The following is a 17,780-nucleotide window of genomic DNA, read 5'->3' on the forward strand; positions in this document are numbered from 1 at the left end:
CACATGCCTGAGCTGTCCGACGTCACCCGCGGCCGTCTCGTGTACGGAGGCGACTACAACCCGGAGCAGTGGCCGGAGACGGTGTGGCTCGAGGACGTCGCGCTGATGCGGGAGGCCGGGGTCAACCTGGTCACCGTCGGCGTGTTCTCCTGGGGAAGACTGGAGCCGTCGCCCGGCACGTTCGACTTCGGCTGGCTCGACCGTGTGCTGGACCTGTTGCACGAGAACGAGATAGGCGTGAGCCTCGCGACCCCGACGGCCTCGCCGCCGCCGTGGATGAGCCTGCGGCACCCGGACACGCTGATGGTGACGGCCGACGGCGTCCGGATGTCGCACGGTTCCCGCAACCACTACTGCCCGTCGTCGCAGGTCTACCGCCACTACGCCCGCGCCATCGTCACGGCGCTCGCCCGCCGCTACGGCGAGCACCCGGCGCTGAGGCTGTGGCACGTCAACAACGAGTACTGCGAGGTCTGCTACTGCGACGGGACCGCGCAGCACTTCCGGCGTTGGCTGTGCGAGAAGTACGAGACGCTCGGCGCGCTGAACGAGGCGTGGGCGACCGCGTTCTGGAGCCAGCACTACGGGGAGTGGGCCGAGATCCTGCCGCCGCGCGCGGCACCGTACCTGCGCAACCCCACCCAGGTGCTGGACTTCAAGCGGTTCTGCTCCGAGTCGCTGCTGCAGTGCCTGCGGGCCGAGCGCGAGATCCTGCGGGCGGCCACGCCCGAGGTCCCGATCACGTCGAACTTCATGGGCCTGTTCGCCCCGCTCGACTACTGGCAGGCGGCGGCCGAGCAGGACTTCGTGTCGCACGACTGGTATCCCGACCTGACCGATCCGACCGCGCACATCGGCACCGCCATGAGCTACGACCTGATGCGCGGCCTGGCCGGGCGCAAGCCGTGGTTCCTGATGGAGCAGTCCGCGAGCGGCTCGCACGGCGCCCGCCGCCCACCCGGCCACCTCCGAACCCAGTCCCTGCAGGCGATCGCGCGTGGCTCCGACTCCGTGTGCTTCTTCCAGTGGCGGGCCTCCCGGGCGGGCGCCGAGAAGTTCCACTCCGGCATGGTGCCGCACCGGGGCCCGCACAGCCGGGTGTTCCGCGAGGTCACCGCGCTCGGCCGCGACCTCGCCGAACTGCCGGACGTCGTGGGCTCGCCGGTGCCGGCGCAGGTCGCGATCCTGATGGACTGGGACAACTGGTGGGCGGTCAGCGGCGCGCACCTGCCGGCGTCGATCGACCTGCTCGCGCGGCTGCGGGACTTCTACGAACCGTTGTGGCAGCTGGGCATCGTCACCGACTTCGTGCGCCCGTGCGACGACCTGACCAAGTATCCGATCGTGCTCGCGCCGAACCTCTACCTGCTCACCGCCAGCGACGCCGACCGCATCACGTCCTATGTGGACGAGGGCGGCACGTTCGTGATGGGCTTCTTCTCCGGTGTCGTGGACGAGCACGACCACGTCCGGATGGGCGGCTATCCCGCACTGCTGGCCGACGTGATGGGACTGCGGATCGACGAGTTCCTGCCCCAGCAGGGCTCGCTGTCGTGCACGTCGGAGTTGCTCGGCGAGTTCACCGCCGACTTCTGGGCCGACGACCTGTCCGTCACCACCGCCGAGCCCGTCGCCGAGGTGGCCGAGGGCGAGCTCGCCGGCACACCGGTGGTGCTGCGCAACGGTTTCGGCGAGGGCACGGCCTGGTACGTGGCGACCAGGCCGGAACCCGCCGCGATGCGGGCGCTGCTCGCGCACATCGCCTCGCGGGCAGGCGTGACCGCGTCACCGCAGCCGGAGGGGGTGGAGGTGGTGCGGCGCGGCGAGCTGTTGTTCGTGATCAACCACCGGCCCGAACCCGCGAAGGTCGTGGTGGAGGGCAAGCGGGTGGACCTACTCAGCGGTGAGCGGGTCAGCGGCGCGACCGAGCTGCCCCGGTACGGCGTGCGGGTGCTGCGGTGACGCGGCTGTGGTTCACCGCACCCGCCGGAACGTGGGAGGAGGCGCTGCCGCTCGGCACCGGGCGCCTCGGCGCGATGTGCTTCGGCGGCGTCGACACCGAACTGGTGCAGCTCAACGACGACCGGTTGTGGACGGGCTCACCGCTGCCGCCGCCGTCCGGCGATCCCGATCTGGTCACCAAGGCCCGCGCGCACGCCCTGGCCGGCTCGCCTCGCGCGGCCGAGGACCTGCTGCGGCAGGTGCAGGGCCCGGACACGGCGAAGTACCTGCCGCTCGCCAACCTCATGCTCGTCGGTGGTCCGGCCGAGGCCGAGGCGGAGTCCTATCGGCGCGAGCTGGACCTGCGCACGGGCGTCTACTCCCTGTCGTACCGGACGGGCGCGACGGAAGTGCGGCGCGAGGCCGTCTGCCACCCCGGCCTGCACGTCCTGGCGTTGCGCGTGACGGGTGCCCAGGTCGGCTTGCTGCTGCGAGGACAGTTGCCGGGCGAGCACTTCACCTCGACTGGCGAGGTCGTGAGCGTGCTCGGACAGGTACCTGACGGCATGGCGTGGGCGGCGGTCGCCGTCGTGGACGGCGACACGGTCTACGTCGCCACCGAGGCGGGCTACCGCGGGCCAGGTGCCCATCCGCTGGACGATCCCGCCGAGTGCTCCCGGCTGGCGCTCGCACGGGTCGAGCAGGCCCGCCGACTGGGCTGGGCGACGGTCCGCGAGCAGGCGGTCGAGGCCCACCAGGCGTTGTTCGACCGGGTCAGCCTCCAACTGGGACCGGCGCCGGACCTGCCGACCGACCAACGGCTCGCGCGGCCCGATCCGGCGCTCGCCGCACTGCTGTTCCAGTACGGCCGCTATCTGCTGATCACCAGTTCGCGGCCGGGCACGCTGCCCGCGAACCTGCAGGGCGTCTGGAACCCGCACGTCGACCCGCCGTGGCGCGGCAACTACACGCTCAACATCAACCTGCAGATGAACTACTGGCCCGCCGAGGTCACCGCGCTGCCCGAGTGTCACGAGCCGCTGCTGGAGTTCGTGTCGAGGCTGGCCGGGTTCGGCACGGCCACGGCGAAGGCGCTGTACGGCGCGCCCGGCTGGGTGGCGCACCACAACAGCGATCCGTGGTGCCTGACCACACCGGTGAGCGGTGATCCGGCGTGGGCGAACTGGCCGATGGCCGCGGCGTGGCTGTCCCGGCACCTGTGGGAGCACTACGCGTTCACCGGTGATGTCGACTGGCTGCGCGACCACGCGTGGCCGGTGTTGCGCGGCGCCGCCGAGTTCTGCCTGCACTGGCTGGTCGAGCGCGACGGCGTGCTCACCACTGCACCGTCGACGTCACCCGAGAACCACTACCTGGTGGAGGGAAGACCGGTCGCGGTCGGTGTCGGGTCCACAATGGACCTCGCGTTGATCGCGGATCTGTTCGCGAACCTGCTCGACGCCGCAGACGTGTTGAAAGTCCGCGACGACGTGGTGGACAGCGTCCGTGAGATCGAGTTGCCACCACCACCGATCGGATCGCACGGCCAGTTGCTGGAGTGGGCGGACGAGATTGCAGAGGCCGAACCCGACCACCGGCACCTGTCCCACCTGTTCGGGCTCTATCCCGGTGACCGGATCGATCCCGCGCTCACCCCGGAACTGGCCGAGGCCGCCGAACGCGCGCTCGTCGCCAGGGGAGACGCGGGCACCGGCTGGTCGCTCGCCTGGAAAGCCGCGCTGTGGGCACGGCTCGGCGACGGCGACCGCGCGCACACGTTGCTGTCGATGTTGCTGACCGACGCGACGACGGGCGGCGCGGGGGTCTATCGCAACCTGTTGTGCGCGCATCCGCCGTTCCAGATCGACGGCAACTTCGGCGCCACCGCCGCGATCGCGGAAATGCTGCTGCAGAGCCACACCGGCGAGATCAGGCTGCTCCCGGCGTTGCCAGGAGCATGGCCGACGGGTGTGGTGCGAGGGTTGCGGGCGCGCGGTGGCGTGGTGGTCGACCTGTGGTGGGACGAAGGCGAGCTGCGCGCGGTGGGATTGCGGGCCCTCGACGACGAGAAGACCGTTGTGCTGCGCTACCGGGACCGAACCGCCGAAGTGACGGTGCGGCCGCTCGCCGAGCTGATGCTCGACGAGCGGCTCACATCAGCTCGCCGGTTCACCTGACGGCACCGCGAGCGGCGTGCCGAGCCGGACCGGAGTGCCGAAGTTGGGTGTTCCGTCGCTGTTCCAGCTGAACTTCTGCGCGCGGGTGGAGCGGTTCATGTCGCAACCGCCCGAGGCGCTGTCGTTGGCGTGGTAGACGATCCAGTCCTCGGTGCCGTCGGGCGACTTGAAGAACCCGTTGTGGCCCGGGGCGAACACGCCGTTGCCGTCGTTGCGCTGGAACACCGGGTTGGGCGACTTCGTCCAGTGCGCCCGGTTGAGCGGATCCGACCCGGTGAGGGTGAGCAGGCCGAGCTTGTAGTCCGGCCCCCAGCAGGCGCTGGCCGAGTACACGATCATGACGCGGCCGTTGCGGTACAACGGCTCCGCGCCCTCGTTCACCGCCCCGGTCTGCCGTTCCCACGCGAGGGTGGGCTGGGAGATGGTGCGGCGCGCGCCGCTGATCGTGTACGGGTTGGACAGCGGGGTGATGGTCAGGCTCTGCGTGCCGTCGATCGCGCTGCCCATCAGGTAGAGCCTGCCGTTGTGCTGCAGGATGCTCGGGTCGAGTTCCCAGGTGCTGCCCAGGTCGGCCTTGAACGTGTACGGGCCCATCGGGTCGGTGCCCGCGCTCTCCAGCACGTGCAGGCGCTGGGTGGGGTTGTAGTCCGGGACGTTCTGCCCGGCGACGTAGTACATGTACCAACGACCGTTGAGCAGGTGGAACTCCGGCGCCCACATGTTGCAGCACCCGTTGGGCCTGCCGGCGAGGTTGAACACCACGGTGTCCGCGGCGCTCGACAGACCGGCGAGCGTGCGGGACCGGCGCATGGTGATCGTGGAGTTCCACGTAGTCGTGGCCAGGTAGTAGTAGCCGTTGTAGTACTGCAGCCACGGGTCGGGGCCGTTGCGTTTGATCGGGTTGGTGAACGTTCCCACCCGAACCAGCTGCCACTGCTGGTTGCGGCCCTGGGTGTCCGGCCACTGGACGACCTGCGCGCCGTCGGCGGTCGAGAAGTCCAGCACGTCGACGGCCTTGCCGCTGGCGCGGTTGATCAGGCGCACGTGCCCGCCGTCCGAGTCGGCCAGCCGGAACTGCTGACCGGTGCGGCCGGCGTCGGTCGTCTGCACGAGCCCGGCGCGGTCCGCGGTGGTCGGGAAGTCCAGCACCTTGCCGCTGTGCCGGGACTTCAGGCGGTAGTAGCCGCCGCCGGAGTCGACGAACTGCCACTGCTGCCAGGCGCCGTCGTTGCGCGACCACTGCACGATCGGCGCACCGTCGTCGGTGGCGAGGTTGTAGACGTCCAACGCCTTGCCGCTGTTGCGGTTGACCAGGACGTAGGACGCGTTCGTGTCCACTGTGGCCGCCACCGCCGCCGGTGATGCCACCGCGGTGGCCACCAGCAACACGGACACGGCGAACAGGCGGGCTGCCGCGGTCATGCGCATCTCCTCACTCCAGCACGAACGTCGCGTCGGCCCGGCCCTGCGCGTCGCTCACCGCTTGCAGGTAGAGCAACCCGTTGCTGTGCCTGATGTAGCGGCCGGGGAAGTTCACCGACTCGAACGACACCGCCGAGCTCGCCGCGAGTCCTGGGCGCTGCGAGAAGCTGGCGTCGTTGCGGAACAGGGTGCTGTTGTCGGTGCGCTCGACCCACAGTTCGTTGTTCTTGTGGCGCAGGTAGTAGCCGGGGAAGTTGGTGGATTCCAGTGACACCGTGCCGCTGCCGGTCAGGCCTGTCACGACCTTGAACTGCGAGTCCGCCAGCGGGGACACGCCCGCTTCCAGCTTGGCGCGGAACTCCCAGTGCCGCACGAACCGGTCGGTGAGGTTGTAGGACTTGAGCCGGACCGGGGTGGCGCCGTCGGGCACCGGGATGCCGAAGTCCGGTGTGCCGTCGGCCTTGTAGTAGACCTTCTGCACGCGGGTGCGGCGGTTCGGGTCGTTGAGCGGATCACCGTTGATGTCGCGGTAGTTGCGGTCGTGGTAGACCATGACGTCGCTTTGGCCGTCCTCGGACACCGTGAACGAGTTGTGGCCGGGCCCGTACTGGCCGGTCGCGTCGTTGGTGGCGAACACGGGGTTGGGGCTCTTGGTCCACGACGCGGCGTCGAGCAGGTTCGCCGACGCCGACGCGGTCAGCATGCCGAGGCAGTAGTTCGCGTCGGTCGCGCTCGCCGAGTACGTCAGGAAGAGCTTTCCGTTGCGTTGCAGGACGGTCGGACCCTCGGCCACCTTGAACCCGCGGGTCTCCCAGGCCAGCGTCGGCACCGTCAGCCGCGTCACCGTGCCGGTGATCGTCCACGGGTTCGCGCCCATGCGGGCGAGGTACACGTTGGAGTTCGTGGAGATGCCGGGTTCCTGCTGCGCCCAGGTCAGGTAGCGCACGCCGTTGTTGACGAACGTCGAGGCGTCCAGCGAGAAGGTGTCCCACGGGGTCGTGATGCGGCCGCGTTCGGTCCACGTCCCGGTCAGCGGGTTGGCACTCGAGCTCTCCAGCACCCACATCCGGATGCGCCAGATGTCGTCGCTGCGTCCCGCCGCGAAGTAGACGTACCACTTGCCGTTGATGAAGTGGATCTCCGGCGCCCAGATGTGCGCGGCCATGTCACCACTCGAATGCTTGCGCCAGATCACGGTCTCCGGCGCCGAGGCCAGGCCCTGGATCGTGGTCGCGCGGCGCAGCACGATCCGGTCGTACTCCGGCACGGTCGCGGTGAAGTAGTAGAAGCCGTCGGTGTGCTTGAAGATGTGCGGATCGGCGCGCCGTTCGGCGATCGGGTTCGTGTAGCGCGCTGCGGGGGAGGCGTTCGCGGGCGACACCGGCAGGCCGGCGACGCAGGTGACAGCGGCCAGTACCAGCACGACCACGCGGTGCAAGGCTGTCTTCATTGACCGTCCTTGTTATCGCTAACATCGCTGTTTCGGCGCACCGTAACCCAACGTTTTCTTTCCTGACAAGGTTTGTCGAACGCGATGTCGAACGCAGAGTGAGCGTTCACATCTGTGGATCGCGGCCGACGAACGGCGGCTGGCCCGGACCGGGAGCCGCTCGGCAGCATCGGGCAGGACCTTTCCCTGCAACTCACCGAGGTCCGCATGACGGTTCAGTTGAAAGTGCCCCGGATGATCGTGGCGCTGGGCGTGCTCAGCCTGTCCTTGATCGCGAGTTCACCGGCCGCGACCGCGGCGGTCACCAACCTGGCGTTGAACAGACCGGCCACGGGCTCTGCCGCGTGCGCGGGTTCCGAAGGACCGGAGAAGGCCGTGAACGGCAGCGTCTCCGGGGGCAACAGTGACAAGTGGTGCTCGACGGCGGCGACCAGGTACCTGCAGGTCGACCTGGGCCTGCCCGGCTCGATCACCGGTTTCACGGTCAAGCACGCGGGTGCCGGCGGCGAGGCGGCGGTGTACAACACCAAGGCGTTCACCATCCAGCTGTCCGCCGACGGCAACACCTGGACCAACCAGGTGTCCGTCACGAACAACACCGCGAACACGACGACGCATTCGATCACCGCGACCAACGCCCGTTACGCCAAACTCGTCGTCACCACGCCGACCCAGAGCACCGACCAGGCCGCGCGGATCTACGAGTTCGAGGTGTACGGCACCAGCAGCGGAACCCCCGGCGGCGGCACCATCCCGGTGTTCGACCACATCCCGCAGTTCGGCATCTACACCAGCAACGACCCGGTCGGCTACACCCCGCCCGCGGGCGTGCTGATGTGGAACCGCGGCACCGAGTTCGCCAGGAAGCTGACCGACGCGGAGAAGGCGCTGATCGGCGACGACCTGCGGGTGCGGGTGAGCTACCACGCGCAGTGCGACAACTACGACCGGATCGGCACGGTGTTCTACGTCGCCGTGCCGAAGGGCACCACCCCGACCGCGACGACGCCGAGGGTGACCCTTCAGGACTTCATCACGCCGTTCAGCAACTACTGGCGCGGAGCCAAGGCGAACTACACCTTCCCGGACGCCGACCTCGGTCCGTACGCCGGCGCGCTGGCGGACCCGAACAAGGACGTGTACCTCGGCATCGGCGGCGGCTCCAACCCGTACCGCGGTGACGCGTGCGAGTCGCATCCCGAGGTCACCCCGGAGTTCCGGGCGATCGGCTTCAAGTACTCGATGTCGCTGATCTCCAGCGTCACGCTGACCGCACGCGACCACGACGTCGCCGGGATGATCTCCGGCGTGCGGGAGACCACCAACTCGATCACCGCGGGCCCGGTGAAGCACACCGCCACCGGGAACCGCGGCGACATCGCGCTGGTGATCGCCGGCTACGGCTCGGCGGCGGGCGGTGAGGAGTACTCCAACACCACGGTCACCGTGTCGGTCAACGGCACCAGGGTCGGTTCGTTCTCCACCGCGGTGGACTGCGCGAACCTGGAGCAGTACAGCCCGGACGGCAACCCCGGGATCTTCCGCAACAACACCACCAGCAACCCGCGCAGCTGGTGCCCCGGCGGGTTGATCCCGAGCAGGTACTTCCCGACCGGTGACATCACCGGCAAGGACGTCTCCGTCACCATCGGCATCGGCCGTCCGGTGCCGTACGTCGGCGACTCCGGCTACGGCACCAGCGTCTCCCTGCTGGAGCACTGACCTCTCAGAGGTCGAGCACCAAGCGGTCCGAGAGGGCCCGGGACACGCAGATCATCATCACGTCTCCCTGCTGCCGTTCGTCGTCCGACAGCAGGGAGTCGCGGTGATCGGGCGTGCCGGACAGCACCGGCGTCTCGCAGGTGCCGCACGTTCCTTCCTGGCAGGACGACAACACCGGCACCCCCGATCCTTCGAGGACCTCGAGGATCGACCGGTCGGCCGGTACCCGCAGGACGCCGCCGGTCTGCGCCAGTTCGACCTCGAACTCCTGGCGCGGCCCGTCGGTCGCTCCTGCCTTCGGCGCGAACCGCTCGACGTGCAGCGAACCGGTGGTGCGGTGCTGTTCGACGGCGGCCAGCAGGGGTTCGGGTCCGCAGCAGTAGACGGCCGTGTCGTCATCGACGTCGGCGAACACCGCCGGGAGGTCGAGCAGCCCGTGCTCGTCCTGCGGCCGGATCTCGACGTTGTCGTGCCGCTCCAGCTCGGCCAGGAACGCCATGGAGGCCCGCGTCCTGCCGCCGTAGACCAGCCGCCAGTCGTGGCCGGCCGCCGCGACCTGCTCGATCATCGGCAGGATCGGGGTGATGCCGATGCCACCCGCGATGAACAGGTAGCGCCCGGCCTCGACGAGCGGGAAGTGGTTGCGCGGCCCGAGCACCTCGATCCGCTGCCCGGCGGTGAGCACGTCGTGCACGTGCCGCGAGCCGCCGCGACCGGGTTGCTCGCGCAGGACGGCGACCCGCAGGACCGAGGTGTCGGACGGGTCACCGCACAGCGAGTACTGGCGGATCAGGCCGTCCGCGAGCACCAGGTCGACGTGCGCACCCGGCGTCCAGGAGGGCAGCGGCAGCCCGTCCGGATCCCGCAGCGTCAGCAGCACCACGCCGTCCGCGATCGTGTCCTTGCTGTCCAGGAGCAGTTTCACGGCGCGTGCCCCTCCGGATGAGCGTGCAGCCACTCCCACAACTCGATCGGGTCCTCGAACTCGCGCTCGGCGCGGCAGTGGCAGACCGCGCGCAGCCGGTCGGTGCCCAGCACCCAGTGGATGCGGAACACGCGGTTGCCGGTGAGCGCGTTCACGGCTTCTCACACAGCTTCTTGAGCATCCGCCGCGCGGCGAGCCCGCCGGTGTCGATGTTGATCGACAGCTCCTGGTAGCCCTCGGGCTCGGAGGCGATGACCTGCTCCAGGACGTCCAGCGCCACGACGTCCTGGAGGACGACCGTGCGGTTGTTCTCGGCCAGGAACGCCGAGACGTCCTCGTCGTCGAGGGCGAAGTCCCGTGCCACCGCCCAGAAGTCGTGGGTCGAGTGCTCGGTCTCCGGCGTGATCGCGTACACGACCTCGACGTGGAACGCGTCCGGGTCGGTGCCGTCCGGGTTGGGCACGGACCCGACCGGTGCGATGCGGCTGTGCAGTTTGTACAGACACGGCGGGGTGTACTCGATGTCCTGCCAGCGCGCGATCCGGCCCTGCAGACCGGTCGACTTCGAGTAGAACGGCGGGCATTCCGCGTCGTCCATGTGCCGGGAGACGTAGACGATGCCCGCGTCCTCGTCGACCTCGGTCGTGATCGGGGTGGAGGCGACCTCGGGCGTACCGATGTAACCGCCGTGCAGGTAGGTCTCGTGCGAGAGGTCCAGCAGGTTGTCGACGAGCAGTTCGTACCTGGCGCGCAACGGTTCCATGCCGCACACCGTGGTGTAGTCCGGCGCGACGAGCCACGGCGCCCGCGGGATCCGGGAGGCGTCGGCGTTCGCCGGATCGCCGATGAAGACCCACACGAACGAGTCCTGCTCCACGACCGGGTACGGCGCGAGCCTCGCGGTGCGCGGGATGCGGGTCTGTCCCGGCACGGCGACGCACTGGCCGCTCGAGTTGTAGGTGAAGCCGTGGTAGCCGCAGACCACCTGGTCGTCGACCAGTCGAGACGGTGGCTGGGACAGCGGGAAACGGCGGTGCACGCACCGGTCCGGCATCGCGGTCACCGCTCCGTCGCGGGTGCGCCAGAACAGGATCGGCTCGCCGCAGATGGTGCGGCTGAACAGGTCGTGCACGATCTCGGAACCGTACGCGGCGACATACCACTGATCGCGCGGGAAACTGGTCATTGGGCCGTTCCTTCTCCGTGGTGGGGAGTTCGAGAGTGGCGGAGACCACGGCCGGGTCCACAGTGGGCTTTCCGGAAAATGGAAGCCGTTACGCCGAGAGGGCGCGGGAGATCGTCTGAGCGCTGGTGCGGACCAGCCGCGCCAGGGCCTGTGGTGTGGTGCTGCCGTGCCGGACCACCAGCGACACCGCGGCGACGACCTCGCCGTGCCGGTCGCGAATCGGCGCGCCGACCGACAGGGAGTCCATCGTGACCTGGCGGTCGCTGACCGAGAAACCTTTCGCCCTGGTGTCGGCGAGCATCCGGCGCAGCTGTGACGCGTCGGTGACGGTCTTGGGCGTGAACCGGTCGATCGGGCTGCCCAGCACCTCCTCCTGCACCTCGGCCGGAGCGTGGGCGAGCAGGACCAGGCCGACACCGGTGGCGGTGAGCGCGAACCGGCCGCCCACCCTGGTGAGCACCGGCACCGCGCCGGAGCCGGCGATCCGCTCGACGAAGACGACCTCGGTGCCCTCGCGGACGGCGAGTTGCACGTTCTCCCTGGTGATCAGGGAAAGGTCCTCGAGGAACGGCAAGGCGGTCTCGCGCAGGCCCGGACCGCGCGGGGCGAGCGAGCCGAGCTCCCACAACCGCAGCCCGATGCGGTACAGCCCTTTGTCGGTGCGTTCGACGGCCCCCCACGCGCAGAACTCGTTCATCAGCCGGTGTGCGGTCGACAACGGCATGTCGGCGCGGCGCGCGAGTTCGCTCAGCGTCAGCTCGCGGCGCTGGGCGTCGAAAGCGTCGAGGAGCCGGAGCGCGCGGCCGAGCACCGGCCCGGTCGGTCCGGTGGGCTGTCCTCGTCTCGGCACGCTCACTCCGACATCTTGCTCGATTCGGCAGGCGAAGTCGCCTCAAGCGTTGACGACCACTGCGCCCGCGCCTATGTTAGCGCTCACAATTCGGCGTGAGGGGCAGGCGCATGACGGACGGGTTCGCACGGCGGGACTTCCTCAAGGCGACTTCCCTGGCGGCGGCAGTGCCGTTGCTCGGCGTGGCCGCGGGCGGTGAGGCGCTGGCTGCCCCGACCGCCGTCGCGCCGGGGAACCTGGACCCCTTCGCGCTGTCCGAAGTGGCGTTGTCGGAGGGCGTGTTCTCGAAGAAGCGAGACCTCGTCCTGGGCTACGCGCGCGGCTACGACGTCAACCGGCTGCTCCAGGTGTTCCGCGCCAACGCGGGCCTGGACACGTTGGGCGCCATCGCACCTGGCGGTTGGGAAGGCCTCGACGGCGAGGCGAACGGCAACCTCCGCGGCCACTACACCGGGCACTTCCTGTCGATGCTGTCCCAGGCGTACGGCAGCACCGGCGACACCGCGTACCTCGAGAAGATCCGGACGATGGTCGGCGCGCTCACCGACTGCCGGGCCGCTCTGCGCCGTGATCCCCAGGTGCTGAGCGTGCCGGGCAAGACCGGCCGGGCGGTGGAACAGGTGCGGGGTTCGTACCAGTTCGTCGACCTGCCCGCCGAGCCGCTGCCCGCGATGTTCACGTTCACAGCGTGGGTCCGCCCGTCGCACGACGCGAACTGGACGCGGATCTTCGACTTCGGCAACGACAACACCCGTTACCTGTACCTGGCCGCCCGCAACGGCAACGGCGTACCCCGCTTCGCCATCACCATGAACGGCCCAGGAGCCGAGCAGGGCATCAACGGCACCGCACCACTGCCGTTGAACGAGTGGAGCCACATCGCGGTGACGATCGCGGGCACCACCGGCACGCTGTACGTCAACGGCGTTCAGATCGGCACGAACACCACGATGTCGCTCAACCCTGCCGCGCTGGGCACGCTTGCGCACCACTGGCTGGGGCGGTCCCACTTCGGCGGTGACCCGGTGTTCGCGGGCGCGTTCGACGAGGTGAACCTGTTCTCCCGAGCGCTGAACGCCGAGGAGATCACCCAGCCGCTCAAGGGAGATCTGGCTTCCTACGCGTTCGACGAGACCACCGGCGGGACGTTCGCCGACGCGTCCGGCCGCGGGCGTGCCGCGACGCTGCGCCGCACCTGGGGCGGTCCGAGCCATCCCGGATTCCTCGCCGCGTACCCGGAAACGCAGTTCATCACGCTGGAAACGATGACGCGTCCGGACTACCAGGTCGTGTGGGCGCCGTACTACACCGCGCACAAGATCCTCAAAGGACTCATCGACGCCTACCGCAACACCCAGGACGCACGGGCGCTGGACCTCGCGGACGGCCTGTGCGACTGGATGTACTCGCGGCTGGGCAAGCTGTCCGCCGAGGTGCGCCAGCGGATGTGGGGGATCTTCTCCAGCGGTGAGTTCGGCGGCATCGTCGAAGCGATCATGGACCTGCACGCGATCAACGGCAAACACCTGGAGCTGGCGCGGCTCTTCAACCTGGAGTCGCTGATCACGGCCTGCGCCGAGAACCGCGACGTGCTCGACGGCTTGCACGCCAACCAGCACATCCCGATCTTCACCGGGCTCGTCCGGCTGTACGAGGCCACCGGCGAGCAGCGGTACTGGCTGGCGGCGAAGAACTTCTGGGGCATGGTCGTGCCGCCGCGGATGTTCGGCATCGGCGGCACCAGCACGGCGGAGTTCTGGCGTCCGCGCGGAGTCGTCGCGGGCGCGTTGAGCGACACGACGGCCGAAACCTGCTGCGCCCACAACATGCTGAAGCTCAGCCGGCAGCTGTTCCTGCACGAGCAGTCGCCGAAGTACTTCGACTACTACGAACGCGCGCTCTACAACCAGATCCTCGGGTCCAAACAGGACCGTGCCGACGCCGAACTGCCGTTGATGACGTACTTCATCGGCCTGACGCCGGGTGACGTGCGGGACTTCACGCCCAAGCAGGGCACGACCTGCTGTGAGGGCACGGGCATGGAAAGCGCCACGAAGTACCAGGACTCGGTGTACCTGCGCACGGCCGACGACTCGCGGCTGTACGTGAACCTCTACAGCCCGACGGTGCTGAAGTGGAAGGGCGTGACCATCACGCAGTCCACCGGGTTCCCGGTCGAGCAGGGCACCACGCTGCGCATCCGGGGCCGGGCGCGGTTCGAGCTGGCGCTGCGGGTGCCGGCGTGGGCGGGGGAGTTCACCGTCACGGTCAACGGCGAGCGGCAGCGGCTGAACGCCCTGCCCGGCACCTACGTGACGTTGTCCCGATCGTGGCGCGACGGTGACGTTGTGCGCGTGCGCATGCCGTTCGCGTTGCGCGCGGAACGGACGCCGGACCAGCCTTCGGTGCAGTCACTGATGTACGGCCCGATCCACCTGGTGGCACGGGACGCGCGCCGTGAGTTCCTGGAGATCGGACTGCTCGGCCGTGCGGCGCTGTCCGGTGACCTGGCGGGCAACCTCCAGCCGATCGCGGGCAGCCCGCTGCACTACCGGCTCGGCGAGGTCGAGCTGGCGCCGTTCTTCGAGGGCACCGAGCACGCCTTCCACTCGTACTTCCGCCGGACAGAGCCGAAAGTCGTGTTCGCCGGCGTGGACTCCGGCGTCGCGAACCCGGCGCGCGCGGACGGGTCCACGTTCCTCGACGAGGTGTGGGTCGCCGCGCCGTTCTCGTCCAAAACCGTGTTCCTGGACCGCGTCACCGCCGTGGCACGCCGCTGGGTGGCCGAGGGCCTGATGTCCGTCGCCGACCACGACCGCGTGATCCGCACCGCCCGCAACGCCCCCATCCGCTGACCCCGGAGACGTTGATGAGGGGAGCTTTCCCAAACCTCCGGTTTGGGAAAGCTCCCCTCATCAACGTCCAGAGCGGACGGATCGGCTAGGCCGGGACGAAGATCGCGCCGAGCCGGTCGACCTCGTCGCCCGACCGGCCGGTGAACCCGGCGATCCGCCAGCCCGCGGGGGCGGTGGCGGTGAGCGTGTCACCGGTCGGCTGGCCCGCCGAGACCGTGCGCCCGCGGTTCGTGGTGAACGCGGCCGAGAACACTCGCGTGCGGTCGTTGTACTTGCCCTGGCTGAACTTCGCGGACACCAGGTGCTCGCCCGGTTCGAGCGTCAGGGTCGTGGCCGTCCCGCCGTTGCCGCCGTGGCTGAACGTCGTGCCGTTGGCAAGCGTGATCGCGATCTGGTCCAGCCTGCTGCCACCGCGCAGGGTGAGCGAGCGCACCGCTCCCAGGTCGACCGCCGCGAGGTCGGTGAACGGGGTGCCGTGCGGGCCGCCGAGCTCGGCGGTGAGCCGGATGCCGTCGCTCACCGTCCAGTCGAACCGCGTGGCGATCGGGTAGTGGTCCGACAGCGGCTTTCCTTGCGCGTCCACGAACGCCGCGTTGTCGTTGCGGTAGTCGCGGGCGGTCAGCGTGATCTGCCGGTTGCCCCGGTAGAGGATCTTGTCGACCACCTCGCACTGGTCGGTGAGCGCCGCCGGGTCGCACACCAGCGCCGGAGCGCCCGCGGCCGGTGCCTGCCCACCGCGTTCCAGCTGCACCCACGCGTCGGTCAGGCCGTTGGCGTTCACCAGTTCGCGGATGTTGTCGTCGGCACGGGTGTAGCGGGTGTTGGTGTCGCCCATGACGATGACCGCGTTGCCCGCGGAGTTCGCCGCGATGAACTGCGACAGCTGGGTGATGTTCGCCCGGCGCGAGGCGAGGTCGGCGGTCTCGGTTCCGGCGTTGGGGTGCAGGTTGTAGACGTCGATCGACACCCCGTCGGCCAGCCTGACCCTCTTGTAGCTGAACCCCTTGGGCGTCAGGCAGTCCGTGCCGTTGCACTTCGACCACTTCGTGCGGCTGAGGTCGCTGTAGGACAGGTGGGACAACGTGTTCAGGCCGCTGCCGAACGGCACCCCGCCGCTCGTGGGCGTGCGGAACGCGTGGTTGTCGCCCGCGTACAGGGCCGCGTGGTAGTTGAAGTCCTCCTGGACGTTGACCACGTCGTAGGGCGCGAGCCGGGGGCTGATCAACGGGGTGTTCACGGCGGGGTCGCCGGACGACAGCCCTTCCGGCAGGCCGGCCACGTTGTAGGTCAGCACCTGAAAGCTGCCGCCGGTGGCCGCCGCGGCCGTGGTGCCCGTGGGCGTCACGAGCGCCGCCAGCACCACCGGGACGGCGAGCAGGGTTGATCGTCGCATGTTGCTCCTTGCAGGGTTGGAGCGTTCGCAACACGGGAACGCGGCCTGATGATCCAGGACTTGTGAGCGCTCACATAGCCGCCGTTGACGAACCGTTGTCGAATTCGACGTCGAATCGACTGGGTAGGACCGGTTGACCGACGTTGTCACTCAGCGTCGCCGTGCTCCGCGGGGTCCGGATCATGGTTGACGGCGCAAACATCCTGGTGGGCGTCCTGATCACACTTCTGCCGGCCGTTGAAAGAACCTCTTCAAAACCGAATGGAGATCACGTACTGTGCCCGATCGGGAGCGCAGTACCAGGAACAGGTCGCGCACGTCTGGGCATCTTCACCGACGGCGGGTCGGTTCGCGCTGCGACCGACAAGTGCGGGGGAGTGGGGCACGTCGTGCCCACCGCCGGTCATCGAGGAGTACGCGCTCGAAACCCACCTGCACGACTGAACTTCCGAGGGGAATCCATTTCATGGGGCTACATCGCCCGTTCAGAGCCGTGTCCGCAGCAGTGTTCGCAGTCGTGGCGAGTGTGACCGCGTCCGCGTGCACCGCGGAAGGCGCACCACGACCGACGCCGGAACCCGAGGTGACCGTCGCGGTGTGGGGTGGCGACCAGGACGCCAAGACCTACCAGCAGCGCGTCGACCTTGCGAGCGAGCGCGTCAGCGGGGTGAACGTCAAACTGCTCCACATCGCCGGTGACTACGGCTCGACGATCCAGAAGATGATGGCGGAGGGCAACCCGCCCGACATCATCGAGGTCAACGAGTCCGTGCACACCTACAGCAGCAAGAACCAGTTGCTGCCGCTGAACACCTTCGCCGAGTCGAAGAAGCTGGACCTGGTCGCGAGATTCGGCGAACGGGCCGCGCACTCCTACGACCGCGAGGGCAAGACGTGGGCGTTGCCGGATCGCACCGGCCCCATGGTCCTGTACTACAACAAGGATCTCTTCGACAAGGACGGCGTCGCGTACCCGACCGCCGACTGGAAGTGGCCGGACTTCCTGGCCGCCGCCCAGAAGCTGACGGTCAAGGACGGCGAGAAGACCATGCGCTACGGTTTCGCCGCCGGCGACTGGTGGCCGTGGTGGATGGCGTTCATGCTGCAGAACGGCGGCAGGATCCTCGACGACGCGGGCAAGCCGGTGATCAACTCGCCGGAGAACGTCAAGGCGATGCAGTTCTACGCCGACCTGGTGCACAAGCACCACGTCGCTCCGTCCAAGAAGGACTACGAGGCGTTGAAGGTCTCCAGTCCCGACCAGCTCTTCGCCCAGGGCAACGCCGCGATGATCATGACGGGGTTCTGGAACATCGCCGCGCTCAAGGAGGCGCCGCAGGTGCGGTGGGGGATCTCGCCGCTGTTCAAGAACACCAAGCAGGCGACGATCGCGTTCCAGAGCGGCCTCGCGATCACGAAGTCGAGCAAGCGCCCCGAGCTGGCGTTCGACGTGCTCGACTTCCTGACCAGTGCCGAGGGGCAGAAACCCATCGCCACCAACGGTCAGGACGCCCCGGCCAACCGCGAGGTGCAGGACAGCGAGGACTTCCTGCGGCCGGCGTGGGCGATCTCCGACGTCGACATGTCCGCGTTCAAGCAGTCCGCGGAGTTCGCCTTCACGCCACCGATGACGCCGCAGTGGGGCGACATGCAGAAGGCGTTCGGGACGATCATCGGCGAGATCTGCGACGGGGTCGTCACCCCCAAGGACGGCCTGGCCGCCGCCCAACGCTCGCTGGAGAACCTGGGCAAATGACCGCACGGAGGGCGGGGCTCTCCCGCCCTCCGTCTTTCATTGACGATCTATCGAGTGCCAGCTATGTTGGCCTCACTTCCGGGACGATCCGCGTGCTCCCCTT

At 68.8% G+C, this 17,780-nt stretch carries 12 protein-coding genes; 5 read left to right on the forward strand and 7 right to left on the reverse strand.

From position 1 onward, the window contains the following. The first annotated feature begins 3 nt into the window (after window positions 1–3). Window positions 4–1,962 (forward strand): beta-galactosidase, encoded by a 1,959-nt coding sequence (locus tag G7043_RS37795; RefSeq protein WP_166053477.1) that lies wholly within the window; start codon window positions 4–6, stop codon window positions 1,960–1,962. Further along, window positions 1,959–4,118: a glycosyl hydrolase family 95 catalytic domain-containing protein gene (locus G7043_RS37800; protein WP_166053478.1), complete on the forward strand. Its 2,160-nt coding sequence runs from the start codon at window positions 1,959–1,961 to the stop codon at window positions 4,116–4,118. Before G7043_RS37795 ends, G7043_RS37800 begins: the two co-directional genes overlap by 4 nt. On the opposite strand, the gene G7043_RS37805 is transcribed toward G7043_RS37800, so the two are convergent. Then, window positions 4,098–5,540, reverse strand: coding sequence for a family 43 glycosylhydrolase (locus tag G7043_RS37805; RefSeq protein WP_166053479.1), 1,443 nt, complete (start codon window positions 5,538–5,540; stop codon window positions 4,098–4,100). The two genes, G7043_RS37800 and G7043_RS37805, sit on opposite strands and share 21 nt — an antisense overlap. A 10-nt stretch (window positions 5,541–5,550) precedes the next feature. After that, window positions 5,551–6,990, reverse strand: a complete 1,440-nt coding sequence (locus tag G7043_RS37810) for a family 43 glycosylhydrolase (RefSeq protein WP_166053480.1) — start codon at window positions 6,988–6,990, stop codon at window positions 5,551–5,553. 207 nt (window positions 6,991–7,197) lie between these two features. Here G7043_RS37810 and G7043_RS37815 point away from each other — a divergent pair, with 207 nt between their 5' ends. Beyond that, window positions 7,198–8,712, forward strand: a complete 1,515-nt coding sequence (locus G7043_RS37815; RefSeq protein WP_166053481.1) for a discoidin domain-containing protein — start codon at window positions 7,198–7,200, stop codon at window positions 8,710–8,712. 4 nt (window positions 8,713–8,716) lie between these two features. On the opposite strand, the gene G7043_RS37820 is transcribed toward G7043_RS37815, so the two are convergent. The 4 genes from G7043_RS37820 to G7043_RS37835 form a co-directional block, all read right to left on the reverse strand. Further along, window positions 8,717–9,637: a PDR/VanB family oxidoreductase gene (locus tag G7043_RS37820; RefSeq protein WP_166053482.1), complete on the reverse strand. Its 921-nt coding sequence runs from the start codon at window positions 9,635–9,637 to the stop codon at window positions 8,717–8,719. Next, the gene (locus tag G7043_RS48850; RefSeq protein ID WP_086664072.1) at window positions 9,634–9,792 is read right to left on the reverse strand and encodes a hypothetical protein; all 159 of its coding nucleotides are present in this window, start codon (window positions 9,790–9,792) and stop codon (window positions 9,634–9,636) included. The genes G7043_RS37820 and G7043_RS48850 overlap by 4 nt, the downstream gene beginning before the upstream one ends. Then, the gene (locus G7043_RS37830; RefSeq protein ID WP_166053483.1) at window positions 9,789–10,823 is read right to left on the reverse strand and encodes an aromatic ring-hydroxylating dioxygenase subunit alpha; all 1,035 of its coding nucleotides are present in this window, start codon (window positions 10,821–10,823) and stop codon (window positions 9,789–9,791) included. The genes G7043_RS48850 and G7043_RS37830 overlap by 4 nt, the downstream gene beginning before the upstream one ends. An 88-nt stretch (window positions 10,824–10,911) precedes the next feature. After that, window positions 10,912–11,679, reverse strand: a complete 768-nt coding sequence (locus G7043_RS37835) for an IclR family transcriptional regulator (protein WP_390829057.1) — start codon at window positions 11,677–11,679, stop codon at window positions 10,912–10,914. A gap of 104 nt (window positions 11,680–11,783) precedes the next feature. Here G7043_RS37835 and G7043_RS37840 point away from each other — a divergent pair, with 104 nt between their 5' ends. Next, window positions 11,784–14,528, forward strand: coding sequence for a beta-L-arabinofuranosidase domain-containing protein (locus tag G7043_RS37840; RefSeq protein ID WP_166053484.1), 2,745 nt, complete (start codon window positions 11,784–11,786; stop codon window positions 14,526–14,528). Between the two features lie 85 nt (window positions 14,529–14,613). Here the strand turns inward: G7043_RS37840 and G7043_RS37845 are convergent, their stop codons facing one another. Then, a complete protein-coding gene (locus G7043_RS37845; RefSeq protein ID WP_166053485.1) occupies window positions 14,614–15,921 on the reverse strand; it encodes a jacalin-like lectin in 1,308 nt (435 codons plus the stop codon). A gap of 517 nt (window positions 15,922–16,438) precedes the next feature. Here G7043_RS37845 and G7043_RS37850 point away from each other — a divergent pair. Continuing rightward, window positions 16,439–17,677, forward strand: a complete 1,239-nt coding sequence (locus G7043_RS37850) for an ABC transporter substrate-binding protein (protein ID WP_166053486.1) — start codon at window positions 16,439–16,441, stop codon at window positions 17,675–17,677. Window positions 17,678–17,780 lie beyond the last annotated feature (103 nt).

Source organism: Lentzea alba, assembly GCF_011067745.1.
Taxonomy (GTDB): Bacteria; Actinomycetota; Actinomycetes; order Mycobacteriales; family Pseudonocardiaceae; genus Lentzea; species Lentzea alba.

Bases quoted from the DNA above. Each gene is read 5' to 3' on its own strand.
- G7043_RS37795 (WP_166053477.1), top strand. From the start codon at position 4: ATGCCTGAGCTGTCCGACGTCACCCGCGGCCGTCTCGTGTACGGAGGC.
- G7043_RS37805 (WP_166053479.1), bottom strand. From the start codon at position 5,540: ATGACCGCGGCAGCCCGCCTGTTCGCCGTGTCCGTGTTGCTGGTGGCC.
- G7043_RS37810 (WP_166053480.1), bottom strand. From the start codon at position 6,990: ATGAAGACAGCCTTGCACCGCGTGGTCGTGCTGGTACTGGCCGCTGTC.
- G7043_RS37815 (WP_166053481.1), top strand. From the start codon at position 7,198: ATGACGGTTCAGTTGAAAGTGCCCCGGATGATCGTGGCGCTGGGCGTG.
- G7043_RS37830 (WP_166053483.1), bottom strand. From the start codon at position 10,823: ATGACCAGTTTCCCGCGCGATCAGTGGTATGTCGCCGCGTACGGTTCC.
- G7043_RS37840 (WP_166053484.1), top strand. From the start codon at position 11,784: ATGACGGACGGGTTCGCACGGCGGGACTTCCTCAAGGCGACTTCCCTG.
- G7043_RS37845 (WP_166053485.1), bottom strand. From the start codon at position 15,921: ATGCGACGATCAACCCTGCTCGCCGTCCCGGTGGTGCTGGCGGCGCTC.